The sequence below is a fragment of the Stenotrophomonas sp. YJH_SMC_40 genome, assembly GCF_059368615.1.
On sequence record NZ_JCAFRX010000007.1, the window covers coordinates 106593 to 127247 of the forward strand.

The 20655-nt window shown below is 68.6% G+C and carries 22 protein-coding genes and 1 riboswitch; of the genes, 12 read left to right on the plus strand and 10 right to left on the minus strand.

What is annotated here, in order from left to right; genetic code table 11:
- Positions 1-79 precede the first annotated feature (79 nt).
- From msrB to AC5P6X_RS14725, 4 genes are all read left to right on the plus strand, one after another.
- Positions 80-655, plus strand: coding sequence for a peptide-methionine (R)-S-oxide reductase MsrB (msrB, locus tag AC5P6X_RS14710; RefSeq protein ID WP_005407946.1), 576 nt, complete (start codon positions 80-82; stop codon positions 653-655).
- Positions 656-657: 2 nt separating this feature from the next.
- On the plus strand, positions 658-2424 hold the full coding sequence (locus AC5P6X_RS14715; RefSeq protein ID WP_329757083.1) for a cytochrome c biogenesis protein DipZ: 1767 nt from the start codon (positions 658-660) through the stop codon (positions 2422-2424).
- A gap of 14 nt (positions 2425-2438) precedes the next feature.
- The gene (gene msrA, locus AC5P6X_RS14720) at positions 2439-3176 is read left to right on the plus strand and encodes a peptide-methionine (S)-S-oxide reductase MsrA (protein ID WP_005407944.1); all 738 of its coding nucleotides are present in this window, start codon (positions 2439-2441) and stop codon (positions 3174-3176) included.
- Between the two features lie 256 nt (positions 3177-3432).
- Positions 3433-4881, plus strand: a complete 1449-nt coding sequence (locus tag AC5P6X_RS14725) for an aminotransferase-like domain-containing protein (protein ID WP_049417425.1) — start codon at positions 3433-3435, stop codon at positions 4879-4881.
- A 64-nt stretch (positions 4882-4945) separates the two neighbouring features.
- Here AC5P6X_RS14725 and bioD read toward each other — a convergent pair whose 3' ends face one another.
- Positions 4946-5638 carry a dethiobiotin synthase gene (gene bioD / locus AC5P6X_RS14730; RefSeq protein ID WP_111097716.1) on the minus strand — a complete coding sequence of 231 codons (693 nt, stop codon included), beginning with the start codon at positions 5636-5638 and terminating at the stop codon, positions 4946-4948.
- A 68-nt stretch (positions 5639-5706) separates the two neighbouring features.
- Between bioD and AC5P6X_RS14735 the strand changes: the two genes are divergently transcribed.
- Together AC5P6X_RS14735 and AC5P6X_RS14740 are read left to right on the plus strand one after the other, a co-directional pair.
- A complete protein-coding gene (locus AC5P6X_RS14735) occupies positions 5707-6189 on the plus strand; it encodes a GAF domain-containing protein (protein ID WP_005407940.1) in 483 nt (160 codons plus the stop codon).
- Positions 6186-6548 (plus strand): TfoX/Sxy family protein, encoded by a 363-nt coding sequence (locus tag AC5P6X_RS14740; RefSeq protein ID WP_088436420.1) that lies wholly within the window; start codon positions 6186-6188, stop codon positions 6546-6548. The genes AC5P6X_RS14735 and AC5P6X_RS14740 overlap by 4 nt, the downstream gene beginning before the upstream one ends.
- Before the next feature lie 91 nt (positions 6549-6639).
- On the opposite strand, the gene AC5P6X_RS14745 is transcribed toward AC5P6X_RS14740, so the two are convergent.
- Positions 6640-7218 (minus strand): histidine phosphatase family protein, encoded by a 579-nt coding sequence (locus AC5P6X_RS14745; RefSeq protein WP_049448888.1) that lies wholly within the window; start codon positions 7216-7218, stop codon positions 6640-6642.
- 143 nt (positions 7219-7361) lie between these two features.
- Positions 7362-7584, plus strand: a riboswitch (cobalamin riboswitch).
- Positions 7585-7699: 115 nt separating this feature from the next.
- On the opposite strand from AC5P6X_RS14745, the gene btuB reads away from it, so the two are divergent.
- Entirely contained in the window at positions 7700-9541 is a 1842-nt protein-coding gene (gene btuB / locus AC5P6X_RS14750; protein WP_329757081.1) for a TonB-dependent vitamin B12 receptor, read from the plus strand.
- A gap of 108 nt (positions 9542-9649) precedes the next feature.
- On the opposite strand, the gene gph is transcribed toward btuB, so the two are convergent.
- The 3 genes from gph to AC5P6X_RS14765 all read right to left on the minus strand — a co-directional run bounded on the left by gph (position 9650) and on the right by AC5P6X_RS14765 (position 12095).
- On the minus strand, positions 9650-10312 hold the full coding sequence (gene gph / locus AC5P6X_RS14755) for a phosphoglycolate phosphatase (RefSeq protein WP_049402686.1): 663 nt from the start codon (positions 10310-10312) through the stop codon (positions 9650-9652).
- Between the two features lie 65 nt (positions 10313-10377).
- Complete coding sequence (locus AC5P6X_RS14760) at positions 10378-11169, minus strand: class I SAM-dependent methyltransferase (RefSeq protein ID WP_024957093.1); 792 nt, start codon at positions 11167-11169, stop codon at positions 10378-10380.
- The gene (locus tag AC5P6X_RS14765; protein ID WP_005407934.1) at positions 11166-12095 is read right to left on the minus strand and encodes a LysR family transcriptional regulator; all 930 of its coding nucleotides are present in this window, start codon (positions 12093-12095) and stop codon (positions 11166-11168) included. The genes AC5P6X_RS14760 and AC5P6X_RS14765 overlap by 4 nt, the downstream gene beginning before the upstream one ends.
- A 107-nt stretch (positions 12096-12202) precedes the next feature.
- Here AC5P6X_RS14765 and AC5P6X_RS14770 point away from each other — a divergent pair, with 107 nt between their 5' ends.
- A complete protein-coding gene (locus tag AC5P6X_RS14770) occupies positions 12203-12841 on the plus strand; it encodes an NAD(P)-dependent oxidoreductase (RefSeq protein WP_329757079.1) in 639 nt (212 codons plus the stop codon).
- 138 nt (positions 12842-12979) lie between these two features.
- Positions 12980-13891 carry an MBL fold metallo-hydrolase gene (locus tag AC5P6X_RS14775; protein WP_049448880.1) on the plus strand — a complete coding sequence of 304 codons (912 nt, stop codon included), beginning with the start codon at positions 12980-12982 and terminating at the stop codon, positions 13889-13891.
- A gap of 410 nt (positions 13892-14301) precedes the next feature.
- Here AC5P6X_RS14775 and dinB read toward each other — a convergent pair whose 3' ends face one another.
- Positions 14302-15372 (minus strand): DNA polymerase IV, encoded by a 1071-nt coding sequence (gene dinB / locus AC5P6X_RS14780; RefSeq protein ID WP_187757514.1) that lies wholly within the window; start codon positions 15370-15372, stop codon positions 14302-14304.
- Positions 15373-15562: 190 nt separating this feature from the next.
- Between dinB and fabA the strand changes: the two genes are divergently transcribed.
- Both fabA and fabB read left to right on the plus strand, forming a co-directional pair.
- Entirely contained in the window at positions 15563-16078 is a 516-nt protein-coding gene (gene fabA, locus AC5P6X_RS14785; protein WP_005412134.1) for a 3-hydroxyacyl-[acyl-carrier-protein] dehydratase FabA, read from the plus strand.
- Entirely contained in the window at positions 16078-17286 is a 1209-nt protein-coding gene (fabB, locus tag AC5P6X_RS14790) for a beta-ketoacyl-ACP synthase I (RefSeq protein ID WP_049402681.1), read from the plus strand. The genes fabA and fabB overlap by 1 nt, the downstream gene beginning before the upstream one ends.
- 116 nt (positions 17287-17402) lie before the next feature.
- On the opposite strand, the gene AC5P6X_RS14795 is transcribed toward fabB, so the two are convergent.
- Genes AC5P6X_RS14795 through AC5P6X_RS14805 form a run of 3 tightly spaced genes read right to left on the minus strand, consistent with a single transcriptional unit; the run spans position 17403 to position 19845 of the window.
- Positions 17403-18086, minus strand: a complete 684-nt coding sequence (locus AC5P6X_RS14795; RefSeq protein WP_049449764.1) for an HAD family hydrolase — start codon at positions 18084-18086, stop codon at positions 17403-17405.
- Complete coding sequence (locus AC5P6X_RS14800; protein ID WP_005407927.1) at positions 18083-18784, minus strand: pseudouridine synthase; 702 nt, start codon at positions 18782-18784, stop codon at positions 18083-18085. Before AC5P6X_RS14800 ends, AC5P6X_RS14795 begins: the two co-directional genes overlap by 4 nt.
- Entirely contained in the window at positions 18781-19845 is a 1065-nt protein-coding gene (locus AC5P6X_RS14805) for a class I SAM-dependent methyltransferase (protein ID WP_033833714.1), read from the minus strand. Before AC5P6X_RS14805 ends, AC5P6X_RS14800 begins: the two co-directional genes overlap by 4 nt.
- Positions 19846-20001: 156 nt before the next feature.
- Between AC5P6X_RS14805 and AC5P6X_RS14810 the strand changes: the two genes are divergently transcribed.
- Positions 20002-20265, plus strand: coding sequence for a hypothetical protein (locus tag AC5P6X_RS14810; protein ID WP_005407925.1), 264 nt, complete (start codon positions 20002-20004; stop codon positions 20263-20265).
- Positions 20266-20347: 82 nt separating this feature from the next.
- Here the strand turns inward: AC5P6X_RS14810 and AC5P6X_RS14815 are convergent, their stop codons facing one another.
- On the minus strand, positions 20348-20638 hold the full coding sequence (locus tag AC5P6X_RS14815) for a DUF3247 family protein (RefSeq protein ID WP_049449766.1): 291 nt from the start codon (positions 20636-20638) through the stop codon (positions 20348-20350).
- Between the last annotated feature and the right edge of the window lie 17 nt (positions 20639-20655).

Below are 20655 nucleotides of genomic sequence, written 5' to 3' on the forward strand. Positions count from 1 at the left end.
GAAAAATTGAATCCTGCGTGAGGATTCGTTGACCCGGGCGGGCGCAGCATGGCCCCGTCGCCCCTTCCCGGAGTCCGCCATGTCCCTTACCCGACGCCATCTGCTGGGCCTGGGCGGTGTTGCCACCGCCGCCGGCCTGCTCGGCCTGGGGGCCTGCAGCCGTGCCGCCCCGGCCGCCGCTGAAGCGCGCCCGTCGCGACAGTTCGAGGTCATGCGCAGCGATGCCGACTGGCGCCAGCGCCTGACCCCGGCGCAGTACGCAGTGCTGCGCCAGCAGGCGACCGAGCGCCCGTACAGCAGCCCGCTCAACAAGGAACACCGGCAGGGCACGTTTGCCTGCGCCGGCTGTGCGCTGCCGCTGTTCTCCTCCTCCACCAAGTTCGAGAGCGGCACCGGCTGGCCCAGCTTCTGGGCGCCGCTGCACAACGCCATCGGCGAAGACCGCGACGTCACCTTCGGCATGCTGCGGGTGGAGGTGCACTGCCGCCGCTGCGGTGGCCACCTCGGTCATGTGTTCAACGACGGGCCTCGCCCAACCGGACTTCGCTACTGCATGAACGGCGCAGCGATGGTGTTCGTTCCCGGTGCCGCTGAGGGCGGTACTGCCGATGGCTGGCGGGTGCCGGTCGGTTCTTCCCCTGCTTCCGGAGCCTGACGATGCTGCTGTTGCTGCTTGCCTACCTGGGGGGCGCGCTGACCCTGCTCAGTCCCTGCATCCTGCCGGTGCTGCCGTTCGTGTTCGCCCGTGCCGACCGCCCCTTCCTGCGCAGCACGCTGCCGCTGCTGCTGGGCATGGCACTCACCTTCACCGTGGTCGCCAGCCTGGCTGCGGTGGGCAGCCAATGGGTGGCACAGGCCAACCAGGTCGGACGCTGGATCGCCCTGCTGCTGATGGCGCTGTTCGCACTGGCATTGCTCTGGCCTCGACTGGCCGACCATCTGCTGGCGCCGTTCCAGCGCGTGGGTGCCCGCTTGAGCGCGCGTGCCGATGCGACCGACGCAGCGGGGCGTGGCGGTGCGTGGACCTCGCTGCTGATCGGCATCGCCACCGGCCTGCTGTGGGCGCCCTGCGCCGGGCCGATCCTCGGCCTGGTGCTGACCGGTGCCGCGCTGCACGGGGCCAGCGCCGGCACCAGCACGCTGCTGCTGGCCTACGCACTGGGCGCGATTACCGCACTGGCGCTGGCGGTATGGGTAGGTGGCCGCGTGTTCCGCGCGCTGCAGGCGCGGCTCGGCCTGGGCGATGTGCTGCGCAAGGTGCTGGGCGTGGCCGCCTTGCTGGCGGTGGTGGCGATCGGGCTGGGCTGGGATACCGGCCTGCTGACCCGCCTGTCTACGGTCAGCACCGCGCGCATCGAGCAGGGCCTGCTGGATGCCGTTCCCGGTGCGCAGCCGGCAGCACCGTCGATGATGATGGCGGGCCCCGATGCGAATGCCAATGCACCGCTGCCAGTGGAAGGCACCCTGCCCGCGCTGGATGGTGCCACCGGCTGGCTCAACAGCCCGCCGCTGACGGCCCAGCAGCTGCGCGGCAAGGTGGTGCTGGTCGATTTCTGGACGTACTCGTGCATCAACTGCCTGCGCGCGATGCCGTTCGTGCACGAATGGGAGCGCCGTTATCGCGACCACGGCCTGGTGGTGATCGGCGTGCACACCCCGGAGTTCGCCTTCGAGCGTGACCCGCGCAACGTCATGAAGGCGGTGCAGCAGCTGAAGGTCGAGTACCCGGTGGCGCTGGACAACCAGTACACGATCTGGCGCGCGTTCAACAACCGCTACTGGCCGGCGCAGTACTTCGTCGATGCGCAGGGCAACATCCGCGGCCACCAGTTCGGCGAGGGCAACTATGCGCGTTCGGAACAGGTGATCCGCCGCTTGCTGACCGAGGCCGGCCAGACGAACCTGCCACCGCCGGCCGATCCGGCCGCCGCCGATCTGAAGGGCGTGGCTGCGCAGGCCGACATGGGCAATCTGCGCTCGCCGGAAACCTATCTGGGCCACGCCCGTGCCGAGCAGTTCGCCTCGCCCGGTGGGCAGCGCAGCGACGCCGCGTTCGACTACACGTTGCCGGCCACCCTGGCGTTGAACCAGTGGGGCCTGTCCGGACGCTGGACCGTTACCGACGAGGCTGCGCAGCTGCAGCAGGCCGGTGGCCGCATCGCCTTCCAGTTCCATGCGCGCGACCTGCACCTGGTGCTGGCACCGGGCCAGGAAGGAAAGCCGGTGCGCTTCCGCGTCCTGCTGGATGGCAAGCCATTGCCCGCCACCGATGCCGGCACTGATGTCGGCGTCGATGGCAGCGGCGTGGTCGACGAGCACCGCCTCTACCAGCTGGTGCGCCAACGCGGCACGGTCAGCCCGCACCGCTTCGAGATCGAATTCCTCGATGCGGGCGTGCAGGCCTATGCCTTCACCTTCGGTTGAACCGGGAGGACACGATGAAATTCTCCTTTGAACAGGGCATTGCCGCTGGCGTTGCCGGACTGGTGGCCACGGCACTCATCGCCGGCGTGCTGCTCGTTGACCATGGCGCCATCGCGGCACCGGTCGAAGCCAGCGCGCAGACCCAGGCACTCCCTGTACCCACGGGCGACGCTGCGTTCCGCGATGACGCCACCCACGCCAGCGTGGTGTTTGCCGGCGGTTGCTTCTGGGGCGTGCAGGGCGTGTTCCAGCATGTCAAAGGCGTGAGTAATGCGGTGTCCGGCTACATCGGTGGCAGCGCTGCCAATGCCCGCTATGAGCGGGTCAGCAGCGGTCAGACCGGTCATGCCGAAGCGGTGAAGGTCGACTACGACCCACGCCAGGTCAGCTATGGGCAGTTGATGCAGGTGTTCTTCTCGGTGGTGCACGACCCGACCCAACTCAACCGCCAGGGGCCCGACCACGGCAGCCAGTACCGGTCGGCGATCTTCACTGATGACGCCCGCCAGCAGGCAGCCAGCCGCGCCTACATCGCCCAGCTCGGCCAGGCCGGCAGCTACCGCGCACCGATCGTCACCCAGCTGGTCAGCGGCCAGCGCTTCTACCCGGCCGAGAGCTACCACCAGAACTACATGACCAACTACCCGCAGGCCGCCTACATCCGCTACTACGACGCGCCGAAGCTGGCCGCGCTGGGCAGGCAGTTCCCGGCGTTGTACCGGCGCGATGCGGTGCTGGTGCCGATGCGCTGACGGCATTTCCGTGGGGCCGGCTGGCGCTCGGTGACGCTCCTGCCAATGCGGTAACGCCCCGGGTAGTGCCGGCCGCTGGCCGGCTCCTGCGGTTCCAAGGATTGCCGGCCAGCGGCCGGCACTACCAAAAAAAGGACGCACGGCCATCCAGCCGTGCGCTTGGAAAGTACCGGCCGTGCCCCGATCAGGCCCGGCCGACAACGACATGCTAGGCTCGCCGTCATCATGGGTACAGCACCAGATGGCGGGAAACTCGATGGATACAGATGATCAGAGCGCAATGATCCCCCCCCGCTACCAACGGCTGTCCGACGAACTGGCCGAGGCCATCCATGGCGGCCGGCTTCCGGTAGGCAGCCGCCTGCCCTCGCTGCGGCAGATGGCGTCGCAGCGCCGGCTCAGCCTGAACACGGTGATCGCCGCCTACCGCCAGCTGGAAGACGCTGGTCTGGTCATTCCGCGGCCCAAGGCCGGCTTCGAGGTCGCGCCGCGGCTGTCGGTGCCGGAACGTTCGCTGCGCGACACACCTTCTGCGCCCACTGCGCCGCTGCAGCAGGTACTGATGGCCCGCGTGCTGGAAGCACAGCGCCGCCCCGGCGTGATCGACCTGGCCTTTGCCGGCCCGCGCGGTCGCCAGTTCTACCCCGGCGCGCAGCTGGCCAAGCACACGGCGCAGGTACTGCGCCATGGCCAGCAGACCGTGGAGACCTACGCTCGCCCCAACGGCTCGCCACGGCTGCTGGCGCAGATCGTGCGCCGCGGCCCGCGCATGGGCCTGCATACCCACAGCGAACGCCTGCTGCTGACCCACGGTGCGATGGAAGGGCTGCAGCTGGCGCTACGCGCGGTCACCCAGCCCGGTGATGCGGTCGGCATCGAGGCGCCGTCCTACTTCAACCTCTACCCGTTGCTGGCCAACCTCGGCCTGCAGGCCATCGAACTGCCCACCCATCCGCAGCTCGGCCTGGATGTGGATGCGCTGGACGCGCTGCTGGAGCACACGCCGCTGGCCGCACTGGTGGTGATGCCGACCGTGCACAACCCGCTCGGCTGCACCATGCCGACCGCCGCCAAGCAACGCCTGGCCGAACTGGTCAACGCACGCCAGCTGCCGCTGATCGAAGATGCGGTGTATGCCGAGCTGCAGTTCTGCGAACCGCCGGCACCGCTCCTGAAGGCCTTCGATCGCGATGGCTGGGTGATGGTGGTCGGCGGCTTTTCCAAGACGCTGGCGCCGGATTACCGCATCGGCTGGCTCGATGGCGGCCGCTTCGCCGAGCGCATCGCGCTGCTGAAATTCCAGTCCACCGGCGGCGAGCCGCAGCTGCTGGGCGACGCGGTGGCGGCCTATCTGGAGGCGGGCAGCTACGAGCACCACCTGCATCGCATGCGCCGGCTGTACCGCGAACAGGTCGGACGGCTGCGCCAGCTAGTGGCCGAACACTTCCCGGCCGGCACCCGCGCCACCGAACCGCAGGGTGGCTTCCTGCTGTGGCTGGAACTGCCCGGCGTGGACACGCGCGAGCTGTTCGAGCGTGCCCTGCAGGAGGACATCGTTTTCATGCCCGGCCAGGTGTATTCACGCGGCGCGCGGTATCGCCATTGCCTGCGGCTGTCGTGCTGCCAGACGCTGGATGCACGCTTCATCGGCGCGGTGGAGCGGTTGGGTGCGATCGCGCGGGAGCTGGCGGCCGCAGCACGGTAGTGCCGGCCGCTGGCCGGCAACTGCATGGACGTGATTCATCGAGGTTGCCGGCCAGCGGCCGGCACTACCCCAGGTCGTCGAACAGATGCGCGCTCAACGCTTCACCATCCGCCCCCGGCAGATGCGGCAGCCGTCCCCAGCACGGCATCGGCAGGCGCTGCTGCAGCGTGGCGATGTTCTCGTCCTGGCGCTGCATCGCAGGATCAATGTGGTTGCCGATCCAGCCCAGGCGGTCCACGCCGCTGGCCTGCAGTGATTGCGCAGTCAACCGCGCATGGTTGACGCAGCCAAGCCGCATGCCCACCACCAGCAGCACCGGCAGCTGCAGCGCACGCACCAGGTCGAGCTGGTCCAGCGTGGCCGAAACCGGCGCCAGCCAACCGCCAACCCCCTCCACCACCACGATATCGGCCTGCGCGCGCAGTCGCGCGAACGCGGCCACGATCGGCGCCAGTTCCACCTGCACGCCGTCCTCGGCCGCCGCCAGCTCCGGTGCCAGCGGCTGCCGCAGCGCATATGGGTTCAGGTCGGCATAGTCCGGCACCGGCCAGCTGGCCGCCTGCAGTGCCAGCGCGTCCTCGTTGCGCAGGCCCTGCCCCAGGTCTTCGCTGCCACTGGCCACCGGCTTCATGCCGACTGCACGCAGGCCGCGCCGGCGCAGCGCATGCAGCAGCGCAGTGCTGGCCGCGGTCTTGCCGATTTCGGTGTCGGTGCCGGTAACGAACAGGGCGGGCGGCAGCGTGGCAGGCAACGGCATCGATTGGCTCCAACAGGGCAACAGAGCGTGCATTATCGCCGGCCCGTCGCGCTTGCTAGACTGCGGGCATGTTCGCCAATGCCTCGCTCACCGGCAGCAAGCCGGAACAATACGCCCAGCTGCTGGAACAGGCCCGTGGCCTGGTCTACGCCGAGTCCGACCGCATCGCCAACGCGGCCAACCTCTCCGCACTGGTCTACCACGCCCTGCCCGACCTGAACTGGGTGGGTTTCTACCTGTACGATGGCAAGGAACTGGTGGTCGGCCCGTTCCAGGGCCTGCCGGCCTGCGTGCGCATCCCGCTGGACAAGGGCGTGTGCGGTGCCGCCGCCAGCCAGCGGGTCACCCAGCGCGTGGAGGATGTCGACGCCTTCCCCGGCCACATCGCCTGTGATTCGGCCTCGCGTTCGGAGCTGGTGGTACCGCTGCTGCGCGGTGATGAACTGATCGGCGTGTTCGATATCGACAGCCCGAAGGTCGGCCGCTTCGATGCCGACGACCAAGCCGGCCTGGAAGCCATCGCCCGCGTGTTCGTCGAGGCGCTGGGATGAACGCACCCAAGCTGCGCAACATCGGCCCCAAGAGCGCGGCCTGGCTGCGCCAGGTCGGCCTGCGCAGCCGCGACGACCTGGTCGCGATCGGAGCGGTCGGTGCCTTCGTCAAGGTCAAGCGTGCCGGCTTCAAGCCCAGCCTGAACCTGCTGTACTCTCTGGAAGGCGCGCTGCTGGACTGCCACTGGCAGGAACTGAGCGAGCCGCAGCGTGAGGCGCTGGTGCAGGATTACGAAGCACGCATCGCCGCGCATCCGCTGAAGGCGGCCGGCCCGGCGTCGGGCCCGGTGCATGAGCAGCGCTTCGATGCCGACGATGACGCTGAGGACAGCGTGGCCGAGGGCGCGGACGAGGATTGAGGCCTCCGCGTTCATGGGGATGCCGGCCAGCGGCCGGCACTACCAGTGTGATGCTGGATCGGTAGCGCCGGGCCATGCCCGGCGAGTGCGCTCAGGGCTGCTGCAGCTCCAGCAGCTCACCCACCAGCCCGATCTCGCCGCGCTCCAGCCACACCCGCAGGCGCGTGCCGTGGTCGATGCGCAGCGCCCAGCACAGCGACATGGGCAGGCCGCAGACCTGCGACAGCACCATGCGCAACGGGCCGCCATGGCTGACCACCAGCGTCGGCACCGGATCGTCATCATCGAGCAGGCGATCCAGCGCGCGCGCGATGCGCCGCTCGAAGTGGCCCCAGCTCTCGCCATTGGGCGGCGGGAACGCGTGCGGGTCGGCATGGAAGGCCGCCAGTGCATCCTCCGGCAGGTCGAACAGCGACCGCCCGTCCCAATCGCCGAAGTCCAGTTCTTCCCATTCCTCGTCCGCTTCCACGTCCAGTCCGCGCGGGGTGGCCAGGGCCATTGCCGTGTGCAGCGAACGCAGCCGCGGCGAACTGATCACCCGCTCCCAGCGTTGCCCGGCATAGGCCTCGACCAGTTCCTGCGGCAGGCGGGCCAGCTGCGGTGGATCGCTGCGGCCATCGAGGAACTCATCGCGACCGTTGCCGGCATGGCGGACCAGGTCGAGGATCATGCGCGCGTCCCGGACGGGCGACGCAGGTACAGCGGAAAACGGGCGGACATCGGCAACGGCACCACGGGATCGAGCAACCATTCTAAAGGCACAGCAAAGGCAGTCGCGCAGGCGCGACGCAACGGGACGGCCTGCGATGCCGTAGACTGCGCCCACTTCCAGGTGACCTGCGGCCATGGCCGGCAGGTTGAAACGGGAAGCCGGTGACGCGTGATTCCACGCCAGGCCGGCGCTGCCCCCGCAACGGTAAGCACGTCAGTTCCAGGCAACACCGCCACTGTGCCGCAGGCATGGGAAGGCGCCTGGACGGTGGCCTCGCGCCACCCGGCGGCAAGCCCGGAGACCGGCCCGGAAGCCTCAGGTCGCGATGCGGTGGGCATGGCGCTGGATGACCGTGGCGTGCGCTGCGGCATCGGCGCACGCCTGCCTTCGCGGCTCCTCCCCTTCGCCACGCGGGCGTGCGTGGCACCCGGAGTCCCCCATGAAGCTGCAGTCCCGAATGCTGTCCCTGGCCGTGCTGGCCGCCCTGCCCGCGCTGGCCCAGGCCGCCAATGACACCACCGCGCTCGACCAGATCCTGGTCACTGCCACCCGCACCCCGATCGCCCTGCAGGACAGCATCGCGCCGGCGCAGGTGATCGACCGCGCCCAGATCGAATCCAGCCAGGCCACTTCGCTGCAGGAACTGCTGCGCGGTCGCGCCGGCATCAACCTGGCCAATGCCGGCGGCCTCGGCAAGCAGAGCTCGCTGTTCCTGCGCGGTACCAATTCCGGCCACACCGTAGTGCTGGTGGACGGCGTGCGCATCAACAGCGCCGACCTCGGCCTGGCCATGTACCAGGACCTGCCGCTGGCGCAGATCGAGCGCGTCGAAATCGTGCGCGGCCCGCAGTCGAGCCTGTACGGCGCCGACGCCATCGGTGGCGTGATCCAGATCTTCACCCGCCGCAACCAGGGCGATTTCGCCCCGCACTTCCAGCTTGGCGGTGGCAGCAACGGCCTGCGTGAAGCCAGCGGTGGCATTGGCGGCGGTACCGAACGCGGCTGGTTCGGTGCGGATATCGCCTACCAGCATTCCGATGGCATCGATGCCTGCCGCGGCTCGGCCACGCTGTTCACCGGCTGCTTCGCCGACGAGCCCGACCGCGACGGCTACCGCAACCTGTCCAAGAGCCTGCGCGGTGGCTACACCTTCAACGAGCAGTGGAACGTGGAAGGCAGCGCCCTGCGCGCCGACGGCAAGAACCATTACGACGGTTACTACAACTATTCGGAAACCCGCCAGCAGGTGCTGGCCGGCAAGGTGCGCTACACCCCCTCCGAGCGCCTGGCATTCACCGCCAACGTCGGCCGCAGTGACAACGAGTCGGACAACTTCGGCGACTTCGGTGCACGTGGCAGCGCACAGACCCACCGCGACAGCGCCTCCCTGCAGGGCGATTTCGGCGTGGCCGAGGGCCAGCTGCTGAGCGCAGGCGTGGACTGGAGCGAAGACAACCTGGATGGCAGCAGCGCGGGTTACCTGGTCGACAGCCGCCGCAACACCGGCGTGTTCGTGCAGTACCAGGGCCGCTTCGGCCGCCACCAGTTGCAGGCCAGCGCACGCAACGACGACAACCAGCAGTTCGGCAACCACGCCACCGGCAGCGTTGGCTGGGCGATGGAGCTGGGCCACGGCCTGCGCCTCAACGCCAGCTATGGCACGGCGTTCAAGGCACCGACCTTCAGCGATCTGTACGACCCGTGGAGCGGCGTGCCGACGTTGAAGCCGGAGAAGTCCAAGAGCGCCAACCTCGGCGTTTCGCAGCAGGGCCAGGGCTGGCACTGGGGCCTGGACGTGTATGAAACCCGCATCGATGACCTGATCACCTACGATGCGGCAACCTTCAAGATGCAGCAGGTGGAGAAGGCCCGCATCCGCGGTGCCGAGCTGACCGGTGGCGTGCTGCTGGCCGGCTTCGACATCAACGCGCAGCTGAGCTACACCGACCCGCGCAACCGCACCGGCGGCAGCACCCAGTTCGACAACTGGCTGCCACGCCGCGCGCAGCAGACCGCGCGCCTGGACATCGACCGTCGCTTCGGCGATTTCCGCGCAGGCCTGACTGTGCAGGGTGCCGGCAAGCGCTACGACGATGCCGCCAACGCGGTGAAGGTGGGAGGTTACGGCACGCTGGACCTGCGCGCTGAGTACGCACTGACGCCATCGTGGTCGCTGCTGGCACGTGCCGCCAACGTCTTCGACCGTCGCTACGAAACGGTGGCATGGTTCAACCAGCCCGGCCGCGAGTACCAGTTGAGCGTGCGTTACCAGCCGAAGTGAGCGCAACGTTCATGGTAGTGCCGGCCGCTGGCCGGCAACATCATGACCTTCGGCAACGCATCCCGGGTTGCCGGCCAGCGGCCGGCACTACCCATTGCGTTGACCGGGTTACCGGCCGGCGGCCAACCCCGGCAGTTCACGCAGGTCGTCGATCACCGCCACCGCGTGCGCGGTGGCCAGGTCCAGGCCGCGCGGATAGCCGTAGCGCACCAGCGCGATCGGCATGCCGGCCTCTTCGGCGGCGCGGTAGTCGGTCAACGAATCACCCACCATCAGGCAGGACTCCACCGGCAGCCCGAAGTGCGCGGCGATGTGCCGCAGTGGCTCGCCACTGGGCTTGCGCTGCGGCAGCGAATCCCCCCCCAGTACCAGCGCGAATGCATCACCGATACCCAGGTGCTGCAGCAGCGGCGGCACCAGTGCTTCGGGCTTGTTGGTGCAGATCGCCAGCGGCACGTTGCGCGCACGCAGTTGCGCCAGCGCTTCGCCCACGCCGTCGAACAGGCGCGGGCTACGCAGCAGGCACTCACGGTAGTGCACCATGAACACCGGCATCACCTCGGCCAGGTCCACCTCGCTGCCGGCGGCCTGCACCGCCTGTTCGACCAGACGACGCACGCCGTCGCCGATCCAGCCCAGAACCGTGGCTTCCGGCACGCGCGCCAGGCCGATGTCTTCCAGCGTGCGGTTCAGTGCTTCGGCAATATCGGCAGCGCTGTCGACCAGCGTGCCATCGAGGTCGAACACGACCAGCGGATAGGGATACGACAAGGGAACGGCACCTGTGCGACGTGGGACCGTCCATTGTACGCCGCTGGTTTTTGCACCGATCCGCCTCAGCCGATCCGGCGCGCGCGGGTAGCCAGGAACGTGGGCAGGTAACGGTCGATCAGGAAGCGCGGCTGCGGCTGCCAGTCTTCCATGAAGCGATCGATCACGAAGCCGGCATCCAGCTGTCCACCGATCAGTTCTGTCAGGCTGTGGCCGAAGGTCAGCGCATCGCCCCGCGCCAGCTTCGCCTCGCGCTCGGCCGGTGGCAGGTCTTCCAGGTCCGAATAGGGAATGGCGTACTGCGGCCGGATCAGGCCCTGTGCATCAAGCTGCGGATCGCGCGCGCCGACGAACAGCACCGGGTTGTAGAAGCTGGCCATCAGCATGCCATCGCGCGCCAGCACGCGGCGGCATTCGGTCCACACCGGGCGCACGTCGGGCACATACAGGTTGGAGATCGGGTGGAACACCACATCGAAGCTGTCGTTGGCGAAGGCGTGCAGGTCGCGCATGTCGCCCTGCACCGTGCGCAGCCGCAGGCCGTCGCGCGCCGCCACGCTGCGGTCCTGTTCCAGCTGCCCATCGGACAGATCGAACACAGTGACGTCGGCCCCGGCCGCCGCCAGCACCGGTGCCTGCTGGCCACCGCCCGAGGCCAGGCACAGGACCCGGCGGCCGCGCACATCACCCAGCCAGTCCAGCGGCAGGGCGCGGGGCGTCAGGTGCACCTGCCAACGTCCTTCGCGCGCGGCGGCAACGGTTGAACTTTCCACCGGGCGCGACCATTCGCGCACTTCGCTGGCCTGGCGGTCCCAGGCAGCACGGTTGTGGTCGATCAAGGCCTGTCCGTGGTTCATGTGTTCTCCTTGCCCGGTGGGCGCCAATCCAGATCCTGGAAGGCCGGGCTGGCGAAACACTCGGCCAGGAAGTCCAGGAATCGCCGCATGATAGCGGGCTGCTGGCGCCGTGATGCGTACACGGCATGAATGCCGAGTTCGTCCAGACTGAACTCGGGCAACAACTCGATCAGCTCGCCACTGCGCAGCAGTGGCGCCACCTGGTAGGTCGGCAGCATCGCGATGCCGGCGCCCGCACGCACCGCTTCCAGCAACAGCGACGCTTCGTTGGCGCTGATGTTGCCGCCCACCGCCACCGACAGCGAACGGCCATCGCGGTGCAGCTGCCACAGGCTCTTGCCCACGTAGTGATGGGTCAGGCAGTTGTGCCCGGCCAGGTGTTCCGGGGCGGTAGGCGTACCGCGCGCCTGCAGGTACGACGGCGTCGCGCACAGCACCGAGCGGCAGGTGGCCAGCCGTCGTGCGATCAGGCTGGGATCGATCTGGCGGGCGATGCGCACGGCAAGGTCCACCCGCTCTTCCACCAGGTTCACCATGCGGTCGACCAGCAGCAGCTCGATGCGTGCCGCCGGATGGCGCGCAACAAAGCCGGCCACCGCCCGCGCCAGGTGGCTCTGCCCGAACGACACGCTGGCAGTCACCCGCAGCGTGCCATGCGGCTCCGGATCATCGCTGGCCAGCTCACCCTGCAGTTCCTCGCCGATGGCCAGCATCTGCCGGAAGCGCGCCAGCGCCGCCTCGCCGGGGCCGGTCAGGCTGACCCGGCGCGTGGTCCGGTGCAGCAGGCGCGCGCCCAGCCAAGCCTCGACCTCGGCCAGGTAGCGGCTGACCATCGCCCGCGACATGTCCAGCACCTCGGCGGCGGCGGTGAGGCTGCCGCGCTCGGCCACCTCGACGAATACGGTCATGGCGGTCAGTCGGTCCATATGCTCGATCCATGCAACAAACAAGCGCGTTATACGCTGTTTTTCGAGCGACTGCAGCGGCCTAGAGTGGCCCCATTCCCACCCATACCACCCCACGGAGTCCTGCCATGAAGATCGCCCTCGTTGGTTCCACCGGCAACATCGGCCGCCAGATCGCCCGCCACGCGCTGGCCAACGGCCACGAACTCACTGTCATCGTGCGCAACGCGCAGGATCTTCCGGCCGAACTGGACGGCGCCCATCCGGTGGTCGCCCCGCTGGATGACCAGGACGCGCTGGTCGCCGCCATCGCCGGCCACGACGTGCTGGCCAGCGCCTATGGCCCGCGCCCGGGCGATGACATCGGCCGCGTCGGCGACGTGGCTGCACAGCTGGCCGCCGCCGTGCGCAAGGCCGGTGTACCGCGCCTGGTGGTGGTCGGTGGCGCCGGCAGCCTGGAAGTCGCGCCCGGCGTGCAGCTGGTCGATACCCCCACCTTCCCGGAGGCCTACAAGCCGTACGCGCTGGCCCATCGTGAAGCCTTCAATCGACTGCAGGCGGCGGACGATCTGGACTGGACCTTCTTCTCGCCGGCGGCCGAAATCGGCCCGGGTGAAGAGCGCGGCCAGTACCGCGTGCAGCCCAAGGCCTTCCTGGCCGACGCCAGCGGCCACAGCCGCATCAGCTATGCCGACTACGGCGCCGCGTTCGTCGCCGAGCTGGAAGCGCACCAGTACCCGAAGCAGATCATCACCGCGGCGTACTGATCGACGCGCGTGCCCTGTAGAGCCGAAGGCAACGGCAGGAGCCGTTGCCAACGTCGCTTGCGACGGCCCGCAGGGGCCCGGGCAAGGACGCCCGGCATAGCCCACGTTCGGCTCCCCATTCGACACAAGGAATTTCCCATGCGCACCGCTGCCCTGCTGCTTCCCCTCGCCCTGGCCGCCAGCTTCACCAGTGCGCCGCTGCTGGCCGCACCGGCCACCGCGGCGCCCGCGGCAGCGACAAAATCCCAGCTGCACCTGCAGACCTTCCATCCCGGTCCGCAGGCGATGTTCTCGGTGTCCTCGGTGCTGATCGAAGGCCGCCGCGATGCGATCCTGGTCAACGCGCAGTTCGGCGCCAGCGATGCGCGCAAGCTGGTCGAGCTGATCCGCGCCAGCGGCAAGCAGCTGACAACGATCTACATCAGCCACGGTGATCCGGACTACTACTTCGGCCTGGCAACCCTGCAGGACGCGTTCCCGCAGGCACGCATCGTTGCCACTGCGCAGACCGTTGCCCACATCCAGCAGACCCAGGCCGGCAAGCTGGCCTACTGGGGGCCGAAGATGGGTGCCGACGTGCCGTCGCGCATCGTGGTGCCGCAGGTGCTGGATGGCGATGCCCTGCAGCTGGAAGGCCAGCGCCTGCCGCTGATCGGCCTGGATGGCCCGACCCCGGACCGCACGGTGCTGTGGGTGCCGTCGCTGCGCGCGATCGTCGGCGGCATTCCGGTGGTGGCCGGTGAACACGTGTGGATGGCCGACACGCAGACGCCGAAGTCGCATGCCGACTGGCTGCAGACCCTGCAGCGGTTGCAGGCGCTGAAGCCGAAGGTGGTGGTGCCGGGGCATTACGCGCCGGGTGCCGCACTGGATGCCAGTGCGCTGGTGTTCACGGCGGACTACATCCGCGCGTTCGATGCCGAGACAGCCAAGGCCAAGGACAGTGCGGCGCTGGTGAAGGCGATGCAGGCGCGCTATCCGAAGCTGGCGGGCGTGGCGTCGCTGGAGCTGAGTGCGAAGGTGGCCAAGGGCGAGATGCACTGGCCGTGAGGTAGGGAGTTTTCTTTTTGCAGGGCTGCGCCCTGCACCCGCAGAGGCAACAGCAACAGCTGGCTATCCGTGGGATGGCGGGGTGGGTCCGGTTGCGGGGGACGCTGCAAGTCCCCCTCCGGGGTCCGGCCCAGCCGCTGGCGGCTGTGCGTTCGGGCGCTTGCGAAGCAGTGCTTCGCAAGCAAAGCGCCCTCACCCATGTAAGCTCGATCGCGGCTTGCTCGTGTGCGCTGTCCTGCGCACACGGCAAGACCGGGGTTGGGCGTCCTGCCCAACCCGCCCGAGGCATGCCTCGGGCCCATGCGGCTCACGCCCCCGCAACCGGACCCACCCCGCCTTCGACAGTTTCCTGCTGCTGATGGAACCTGCTGCTGTTGGTGGGTGCCGACCGTTGGTCGACACGGCAATGATCAGTGCTCGAACAGTTCCCCCTGCACCACCGGCTCCTTTTCGCGGAAGCCACCCAGCCCGACGCCGACCAGGCGGTAACGCGTCTCGGCCGGCAGATCGACCCTCGCGCGCAGCAACAGGGCGATGTCACGCAGTTCTTCCATCGATTCCGGCGGGCGCTCTGGCGTGAAGCTGCGGGTGAGGATGCGGAACTGCGCGGTCTTCAGTTTCAGCACCACGGTGTGGCCGATGCGCTCGGTCTTGCGCGTGGCGTTCCAGGTCTTCCCGGCCAGCTGCACGATCGCCTCGGTCAGGTCTTCCAGCAGCAGGTCTTCGGCGAAGGTGTCCTCCGAGGAGATCGACTGCACCTGCTGGTCCGGTTCCACCGGCCGCTCGTCGATGCCACGTGCGCGGTTGTACAGGCTGCGGCCGAAGCTGCCGAATGCCTCTTCCAGATCGATCAAGGCCCACTGCCGCAGGTCGCCGCAGGTGGCGATGCCGCGCGCGGCCAGCTTGCCTTCCATGACCTTGCCGACGCCGGGCACGCGGTTCACCGGCAGCGGCGCCAGGAACGCATCCACGCGCTGCGGCGGAATCACGAACTGGCCGTCGGGCTTGCGCCAGTCCGAGGCGATCTTGGCCAGGAACTTGTTCGGCGCGATCCCGGCTGAAGCAGTCAGGTTCGTTTCCTCGCGGATCTGCGCGCGGATGGTGCGGGCGATGTCGGTGGCCAGTTCGATGCCACTCTTCGGCTCGGTCACGTCCAGGTAGGCCTCGTCCAGCGACAGCGGCTCGACCAGGTCGGTATGGCGCAGGAAGATCGCGCGTACCTGCTGTGACACCGCCTTGTAACGCGCGAAGTCCGGCGGCACGAAGATCGCGTCCGGGCACAGGCGCTCGGCACGCACGGCGGGCATCGCCGAACGCACGCCGAACACGCGCGCCTCGTAGGACGCCGCACACACCACCGAGCGGGCGCCACGCCATGCCACGACGACCGGCTTGCCGCGCAGTGACGGATCGTCGCGCTGCTCCACCGACGCGTAGAACGCGTCCATGTCAACGTGGATGATCTTGCGCAGTCGGGTCATGTCAGGTGGGAAAGGCGGGGCCGGGCCGGGTGGGCCACACGCCGAAGTATGGTCGTTGCACATCAACAGGATGCGCGTATTCCCTTGAAAACACTACGGTTGCGTACGGTTGAAATGTTTGATCGGCGCAGTTTCCACGGGCATTCTCGGGCGCTTGTTTCCCTGTTCTTCGCTTCCAGGATTGTGCTTCATGACCCGTCTCCACGCGTTCAACCGCGAACAGCTGCTGGCCAGCGCACGCGGTGAACTGTTCGGCACCGCTGCCGGCCGTCTGCCCAACGACCCGATGCTGATGTTCGACCGCATCACCGACATCCGCGAGGACGGCGGACCGCATGGCAAAGGCATGGTACGCGCCGAACTGGATATCCGCCCGGACCTGTGGTTCTTCGGCTGCCATTTCATCGGCGACCCGGTGATGCCCGGCTGCCTGGGCCTGGACGCCATGTGGCAGCTGACCGGCTTCTTCCTGACCTGGCTGGGCGCCCCCGGCAAGGGCCGCGCGCTGGGCTGTGGCGAAGTGAAGTTCACCGGCCAGGTGCTGCCGGAAGCCAGGCTCGTGCGTTACGAGATCGACATCAGCCGCGTCATCAACCGCAAGCTGGTGATGGCCCAGTCGGACGCCCGCATGTATGTGGATGACCGCGAAATCTACAGCGCGCGCGACCTGCGCGTCGGCCTGTTCACCGAAACCGGGAGCTTCTGATGCGTCGCGTCGTCATCACCGGCATGGGCATCACGTCCTGCCTCGGCAATGATCTGGATACCGTTTCGGCCGCGCTGCGCGAAGGGCGCTCGGGCATCACCGCCCTGGCCGACCACGCCGAAGCGGGCCTGCGCAGCCAGGTCGGCGGTCGTGTCGACCTCGATCTGGAGGCGCTGATCGACCGCAAGCAGAAGCGCTTCATGAGCGATGCAGCGGCCTTCGCCTATCTGGCCATGCGCGATGCCATCGCCGATGCCGGGCTCAGCGCCGAGCAGGTCAGCAGCCTGCGCACCGGCCTGATCGCCGGTTCCGGTGGCGGCTCCAGCGAATGGCAGATCGGCGCGGTCGACCTGCTGCGCGAACGTGGTGTGCGCAAGGTCGGCCCGTACATGGTGCCGCGCACGATGTGCTCGACGGTCTCGGCCTGCCTGGCCACGGCCTACCAGATCAAGGGCGTCAGCTATTCGCTGTCGGCCGCCTGCGCGACCTCGGCGCACTGCATCGGCGCGGCCGCGGACATGATCCGCCATGGCGCGCAGGACATCATGTTCGCCGGTGGCGGTGAAGACCTGCACTGGTCGATGAGCGTGATGTTCGATGCGATGGGCGCGCTGTCGACCAGCTTCAACGAAACCCCGGCCAGCGCCTCGCGTCCGTACGACAAGGACCGCGACGGCTTCGTCATCGCCGGTGGTGGCGGCATGCTGGTGCTGGAGGACTACGACCACGCCGTTGCGCGCGGCGCGCACATCCACGCCGAACTGATCGGCTATGGCGTGACCTCCGACGGCGCCGACATGGTCGCTCCGTCCGGCGAAGGCGCGGTGCGCTGCATGAAGATGGCGCTGCAGGGCGTCGACCGCCCGCTGGACTACCTCAATACCCACGGCACCTCCACGCCGCTGGGCGACGTCACCGAGCTCAACGCGATCCGCGAAGTGTTCGGCGATGCGGTGCCGCCGCTGTCCTCGACCAAGGCGCTGTCCGGCCATTCGCTCGGTGCGGCGAGCGTGCACGAGGCGATCTACTGCCTGCTGATGATGCGCGATGGCTTCGTTGCCGGTTCGGCCAACATCGGCGAGCTGGACCCGAAGGTGAAGAGCTTCCCGATCCTGCGCGAAAGCCGCGAGCAGAAGCTGGATACGGTGATGTCCAACAGCTTCGGCTTCGGTGGCACCAACGCCGCGCTGGTGTTCGGGCGGGTGTGAGGGGGACAGGTGTGCCGACCAACGGTCGGCACCCACCAGGGCAGTAAAGAGTGCCAACCAAGGTTGGCACCCACCGGGGCGTTGGGGTCTGCCGACCAACGGTCGGCACCTACCGGTTACCTCGGCAACAACGGCAGCAGGAGCGCGTGCGCGTCCACCAGCGAGCCGACGATGCGGTGGCCCAGTGCGCGCAGTTCTTCGTCAGGATGCACCAGGTCAGGCACCTGGATCACGGTCATGCCGGCCGCCAGCGCCGCACGCGTACCGGCCGGTGAGTCTTCCAGCGCCAGGCAGCGTTCCGGCGCCTGGCCCAGCCGCTGCGCGGCCAGCAGGTAGATATCCGGCGCCGGCTTCGGTCGCGCGACGTCGCCACTGGTGATCACCGCATCGAAGTACGGCAGCAGGCCGGCAGCGGCCAGCTTGCGGTTGGCGCGCGGCTGCCGCGTGGTGGTTGCCACCGCACGCGGTACCGCGTGCGCCTTCAACAGCTCCAGCAGCTCCAGGATGCCCGGACGCAGCGGCAGGCCGGTCTGTGTGCGTGCCTCGTACAGCTCATGGCAGCGTGCAGCCACCGCCTCGATCACGCTGTCCTCGATCCCCTGCGCACGCAGCAGCGCGTGCGTGTCGCGGTCACCGAGGCCGACCATGCGCAGGAACACCGCCTCGTCCAGGCCCAGCCCGAACGCGTCGGCCGCCTCGCTCCAGCAGGCCAGCGAGACCCGCTCGCTGTCGATCATCAGGCCGTCCATGTCGAAGATGACGGCGTCGGGGAGGAACGGCAGCGCAGCGATGGTGGTCATGGAGCGAACAGCGTATCCAGGTCGGTGGAGGTGAGCTGCCGCCATTGCCCTTCGTCCAGCCCCTGCAGATCCAGCCCGCCGACGCGGCTGCGGTGCAGGGCCTGCACGTGGTTGCCGGTGGCGGCGAACATGCGGCGTACCTGATGGTAGCGGCCTTCGTGCAGCACCAGGCGCGCGCGGCGCGCATCCAGCACTTCCAGTTCAGCCGGCAGCAGGGGCGTCTTCTCGGACTCCAGCATCAGCGTACCGCTGGCGAACAACGCTACCTCGTCGCCGCGCAGGTCGTCGCTCAACTCGACCTCATAGACTTTCGGCAGCTTCGACTTCGGCGAGATGATCCGGTGCAGCAGGCCGCCATCGTCGGTCAGCAGCAGCAGGCCACTGGTCTCGCGGTCGAGGCGGCCCACCGTGGACAGCACCGGATCGCGATCGCGGAAGCGCGGCGGCAGCAGATCGTAGATCAGGCGGCCGGTGTCCTTGGTCGAGCAGGTGTAGCCGGCCGGCTTGTGCAGCGCGATTGACAGGCCCACCGGCGGGTCCAGCGGCTCGCCGTCGACACGGATCGCCTCGTGCGGCACCTGGTCGTCGGCATACAGCACCTCGCCGTCGGCGTCGGTGACGCGGCCTTCGCGGAACATCCACTGCACCTGCTTGCGGCTGCCATAGCCCAGGTTGGCGATGAGCTTGACCAGCTTCACTTGCCCTTCCCCTTCACCGCTTCCACCAGCTTGAAGCCATCACGCTCGGCGATCACGCGCACCGCGCCAAAGCTCTCGTTGAGCGTGTACTCGTACGGCAGGTGGCGGTTGGCCACCACGTACAGGCGCCCGCCCGGGCGCAGCGCCTGCGCGGCCACGGCGATGAAGCGCTGGCCGATGTCCGGGCGATCGGCGCGCGACGGCGTGTGGAACGGCGGGTTGCTGATGATGACGTCGTAGCCCGGTTCGATACCCGCGGTGACGTCCTGCCACAGGAAGCGCAGCGGCAGCGGGCGCGGCGGCGGCGCCAGATTGAGTTCGGCCAGTGCCAGCGCGCGCTGCTCGGCTTCGTACAGGTCCAGCGCGGTGATCTTCGGGCAGCGTTCCAGCAGCTCGCGCGACAGGTAGCCGTAACCCGCGCCGAGGTCGGCGGCACGCCCGGCCAGGTCGGCCGGCAGGTGTTCGGCCAACAGCGCCGACGCCGGGTCGATGCGATCCCAGGCGAACACGCCCGGGCGGCTGAGGAAACGGCCGCCGACGATTGGCCGCACCGCATCCAGTGCCGACCAGCGCTTGGCCAGGTCGGCGTCGTGCTGGCCCTGCATCGGCGCGGTCCAGTACACGCGGCAGTGATTCTTGGTCAGGCTGCCGCCGAGGCCGGTCAGCTGCTTGAGGTCACCCTCGCCCGAGCGTGCGCCTTCGTTGTTGGACTGGCAGGCAACGATGCGGCCGCCGTCGGCGACCAGCGCCAGCGCGCGGGCGAACAGCGCGCGGGCTTCTTCACGCTGGCGCGGCGGCAGCACCAGCACCAGCGGGTAGCGGCCCTTGCCGGCCACATCATCCAGCTGGCCGCTGACGGTCCAGCCGGTGGCCTGCTGCAGCGGCTGCGCGAACGGGGCGAAGCTCTGCTCGCAATGCACCTCGCGGTTGCCGGCCACTTCGCGCAGCGGCCAGCCGTCGCGGGCCCGCAGGAAAGCCACGGGGCCTTCCGGCCAGCGCAGGGCGCCTTGGGAGAACGGCAGGAACAGGGTCTGCAGGGGGGCGTCGTCGCTGGAGGCCATCGGCGCGGGTACTTCAAGCGTGAGGGCCGTCCATTGTACCGGCTTGACCGGGCCGGCCCCGGCAGCCGCTTTGCGAAACCCGAACGGGGCCTTGATCTGCCAGCAACATTGGAACGTTCAGGGTAGAGGCTCCCCCGGAAACCCAGGAGAACCTGCATGCGAGCCTTGTTCGTCGGTGGCGTGGTCGACAACAGTGAAATGGACCTGGAAGGCAGCCATCCGCCCGTGCATTACCCCGAGGACACCGGCGGCGGCCACTCGCGCTACCGGCTGCACCAGGTCGGTCATGGTGCCGACGGCAGCGTGGCCTATGCGGTGTATGGCGCGCCGGACCTGGCCGATGACGAGGTGGCGAGGGTTGCGGAGGAGCGGGCGTATGCACGCCGGTTCGAGGCGACGCCGACTCTGTTCGAGCACTGAGCGCAGCAGCCACGCATGGCGTGGCTCTACTGCAACCTCTGGTAGATCCACGCCAAGCGGGGATGGGCCCGGCAGGTTGCCGTCAAACCCTCGGCGGCAACCTGCGGATGCTGGCGATTTCATCCAGCCACACATGGTGCTGCTGCACCGGCGTGTCGTAGTCATCCAGGCGCAGCTGGCCGTTGCTGCCTTCATCGCCAGCGACGTTGCGGTATTGCTGCACGGTTGGCCTCACGGCCACCGTGCCGAGCAGGCGGCGGCCATCGCGCAGATTCAGTTCCACCTGCGTTTCGCCATCCAGCTGCGGCAGCAGGGCTTCCAGGCGCGCGATCTGCGCCGGATCGGTGTGGATACGTGGAGCTATACGGGACATCGGCGACCTCCTGATTG

Coding starts and splice junctions, on each gene's coding strand:
- fabB (WP_049402681.1), top strand. CDS start 16,078: ATGCGTCGCGTCGTCATCACCGGCATGGGCATCACGTCCTGCCTCGGC.
- AC5P6X_RS14795 (WP_049449764.1), bottom strand. CDS start 18,086: ATGACCACCATCGCTGCGCTGCCGTTCCTCCCCGACGCCGTCATCTTC.
- AC5P6X_RS14760 (WP_024957093.1), bottom strand. CDS start 11,169: ATGAACCACGGACAGGCCTTGATCGACCACAACCGTGCTGCCTGGGAC.
- AC5P6X_RS14770 (WP_329757079.1), top strand. CDS start 12,203: ATGAAGATCGCCCTCGTTGGTTCCACCGGCAACATCGGCCGCCAGATC.
- AC5P6X_RS14745 (WP_049448888.1), bottom strand. CDS start 7,218: ATGATCCTCGACCTGGTCCGCCATGCCGGCAACGGTCGCGATGAGTTC.
- AC5P6X_RS14805 (WP_033833714.1), bottom strand. CDS start 19,845: ATGGCCTCCAGCGACGACGCCCCCCTGCAGACCCTGTTCCTGCCGTTC.
- AC5P6X_RS14740 (WP_088436420.1), top strand. CDS start 6,186: ATGAACGCACCCAAGCTGCGCAACATCGGCCCCAAGAGCGCGGCCTGG.
- msrA (WP_005407944.1), top strand. CDS start 2,439: ATGAAATTCTCCTTTGAACAGGGCATTGCCGCTGGCGTTGCCGGACTG.
- AC5P6X_RS14765 (WP_005407934.1), bottom strand. CDS start 12,095: ATGGACCGACTGACCGCCATGACCGTATTCGTCGAGGTGGCCGAGCGC.
- dinB (WP_187757514.1), bottom strand. CDS start 15,372: ATGACCCGACTGCGCAAGATCATCCACGTTGACATGGACGCGTTCTAC.
- btuB (WP_329757081.1), top strand. CDS start 7,700: ATGAAGCTGCAGTCCCGAATGCTGTCCCTGGCCGTGCTGGCCGCCCTG.
- bioD (WP_111097716.1), bottom strand. CDS start 5,638: ATGCCGTTGCCTGCCACGCTGCCGCCCGCCCTGTTCGTTACCGGCACC.
- AC5P6X_RS14725 (WP_049417425.1), top strand. CDS start 3,433: ATGGATACAGATGATCAGAGCGCAATGATCCCCCCCCGCTACCAACGG.
- AC5P6X_RS14775 (WP_049448880.1), top strand. CDS start 12,980: ATGCGCACCGCTGCCCTGCTGCTTCCCCTCGCCCTGGCCGCCAGCTTC.
- fabA (WP_005412134.1), top strand. CDS start 15,563: ATGACCCGTCTCCACGCGTTCAACCGCGAACAGCTGCTGGCCAGCGCA.
- AC5P6X_RS14715 (WP_329757083.1), top strand. CDS start 658: ATGCTGCTGTTGCTGCTTGCCTACCTGGGGGGCGCGCTGACCCTGCTC.
- AC5P6X_RS14735 (WP_005407940.1), top strand. CDS start 5,707: ATGTTCGCCAATGCCTCGCTCACCGGCAGCAAGCCGGAACAATACGCC.
- msrB (WP_005407946.1), top strand. CDS start 80: ATGTCCCTTACCCGACGCCATCTGCTGGGCCTGGGCGGTGTTGCCACC.
- AC5P6X_RS14815 (WP_049449766.1), bottom strand. CDS start 20,638: ATGTCCCGTATAGCTCCACGTATCCACACCGATCCGGCGCAGATCGCG.
- AC5P6X_RS14810 (WP_005407925.1), top strand. CDS start 20,002: ATGCGAGCCTTGTTCGTCGGTGGCGTGGTCGACAACAGTGAAATGGAC.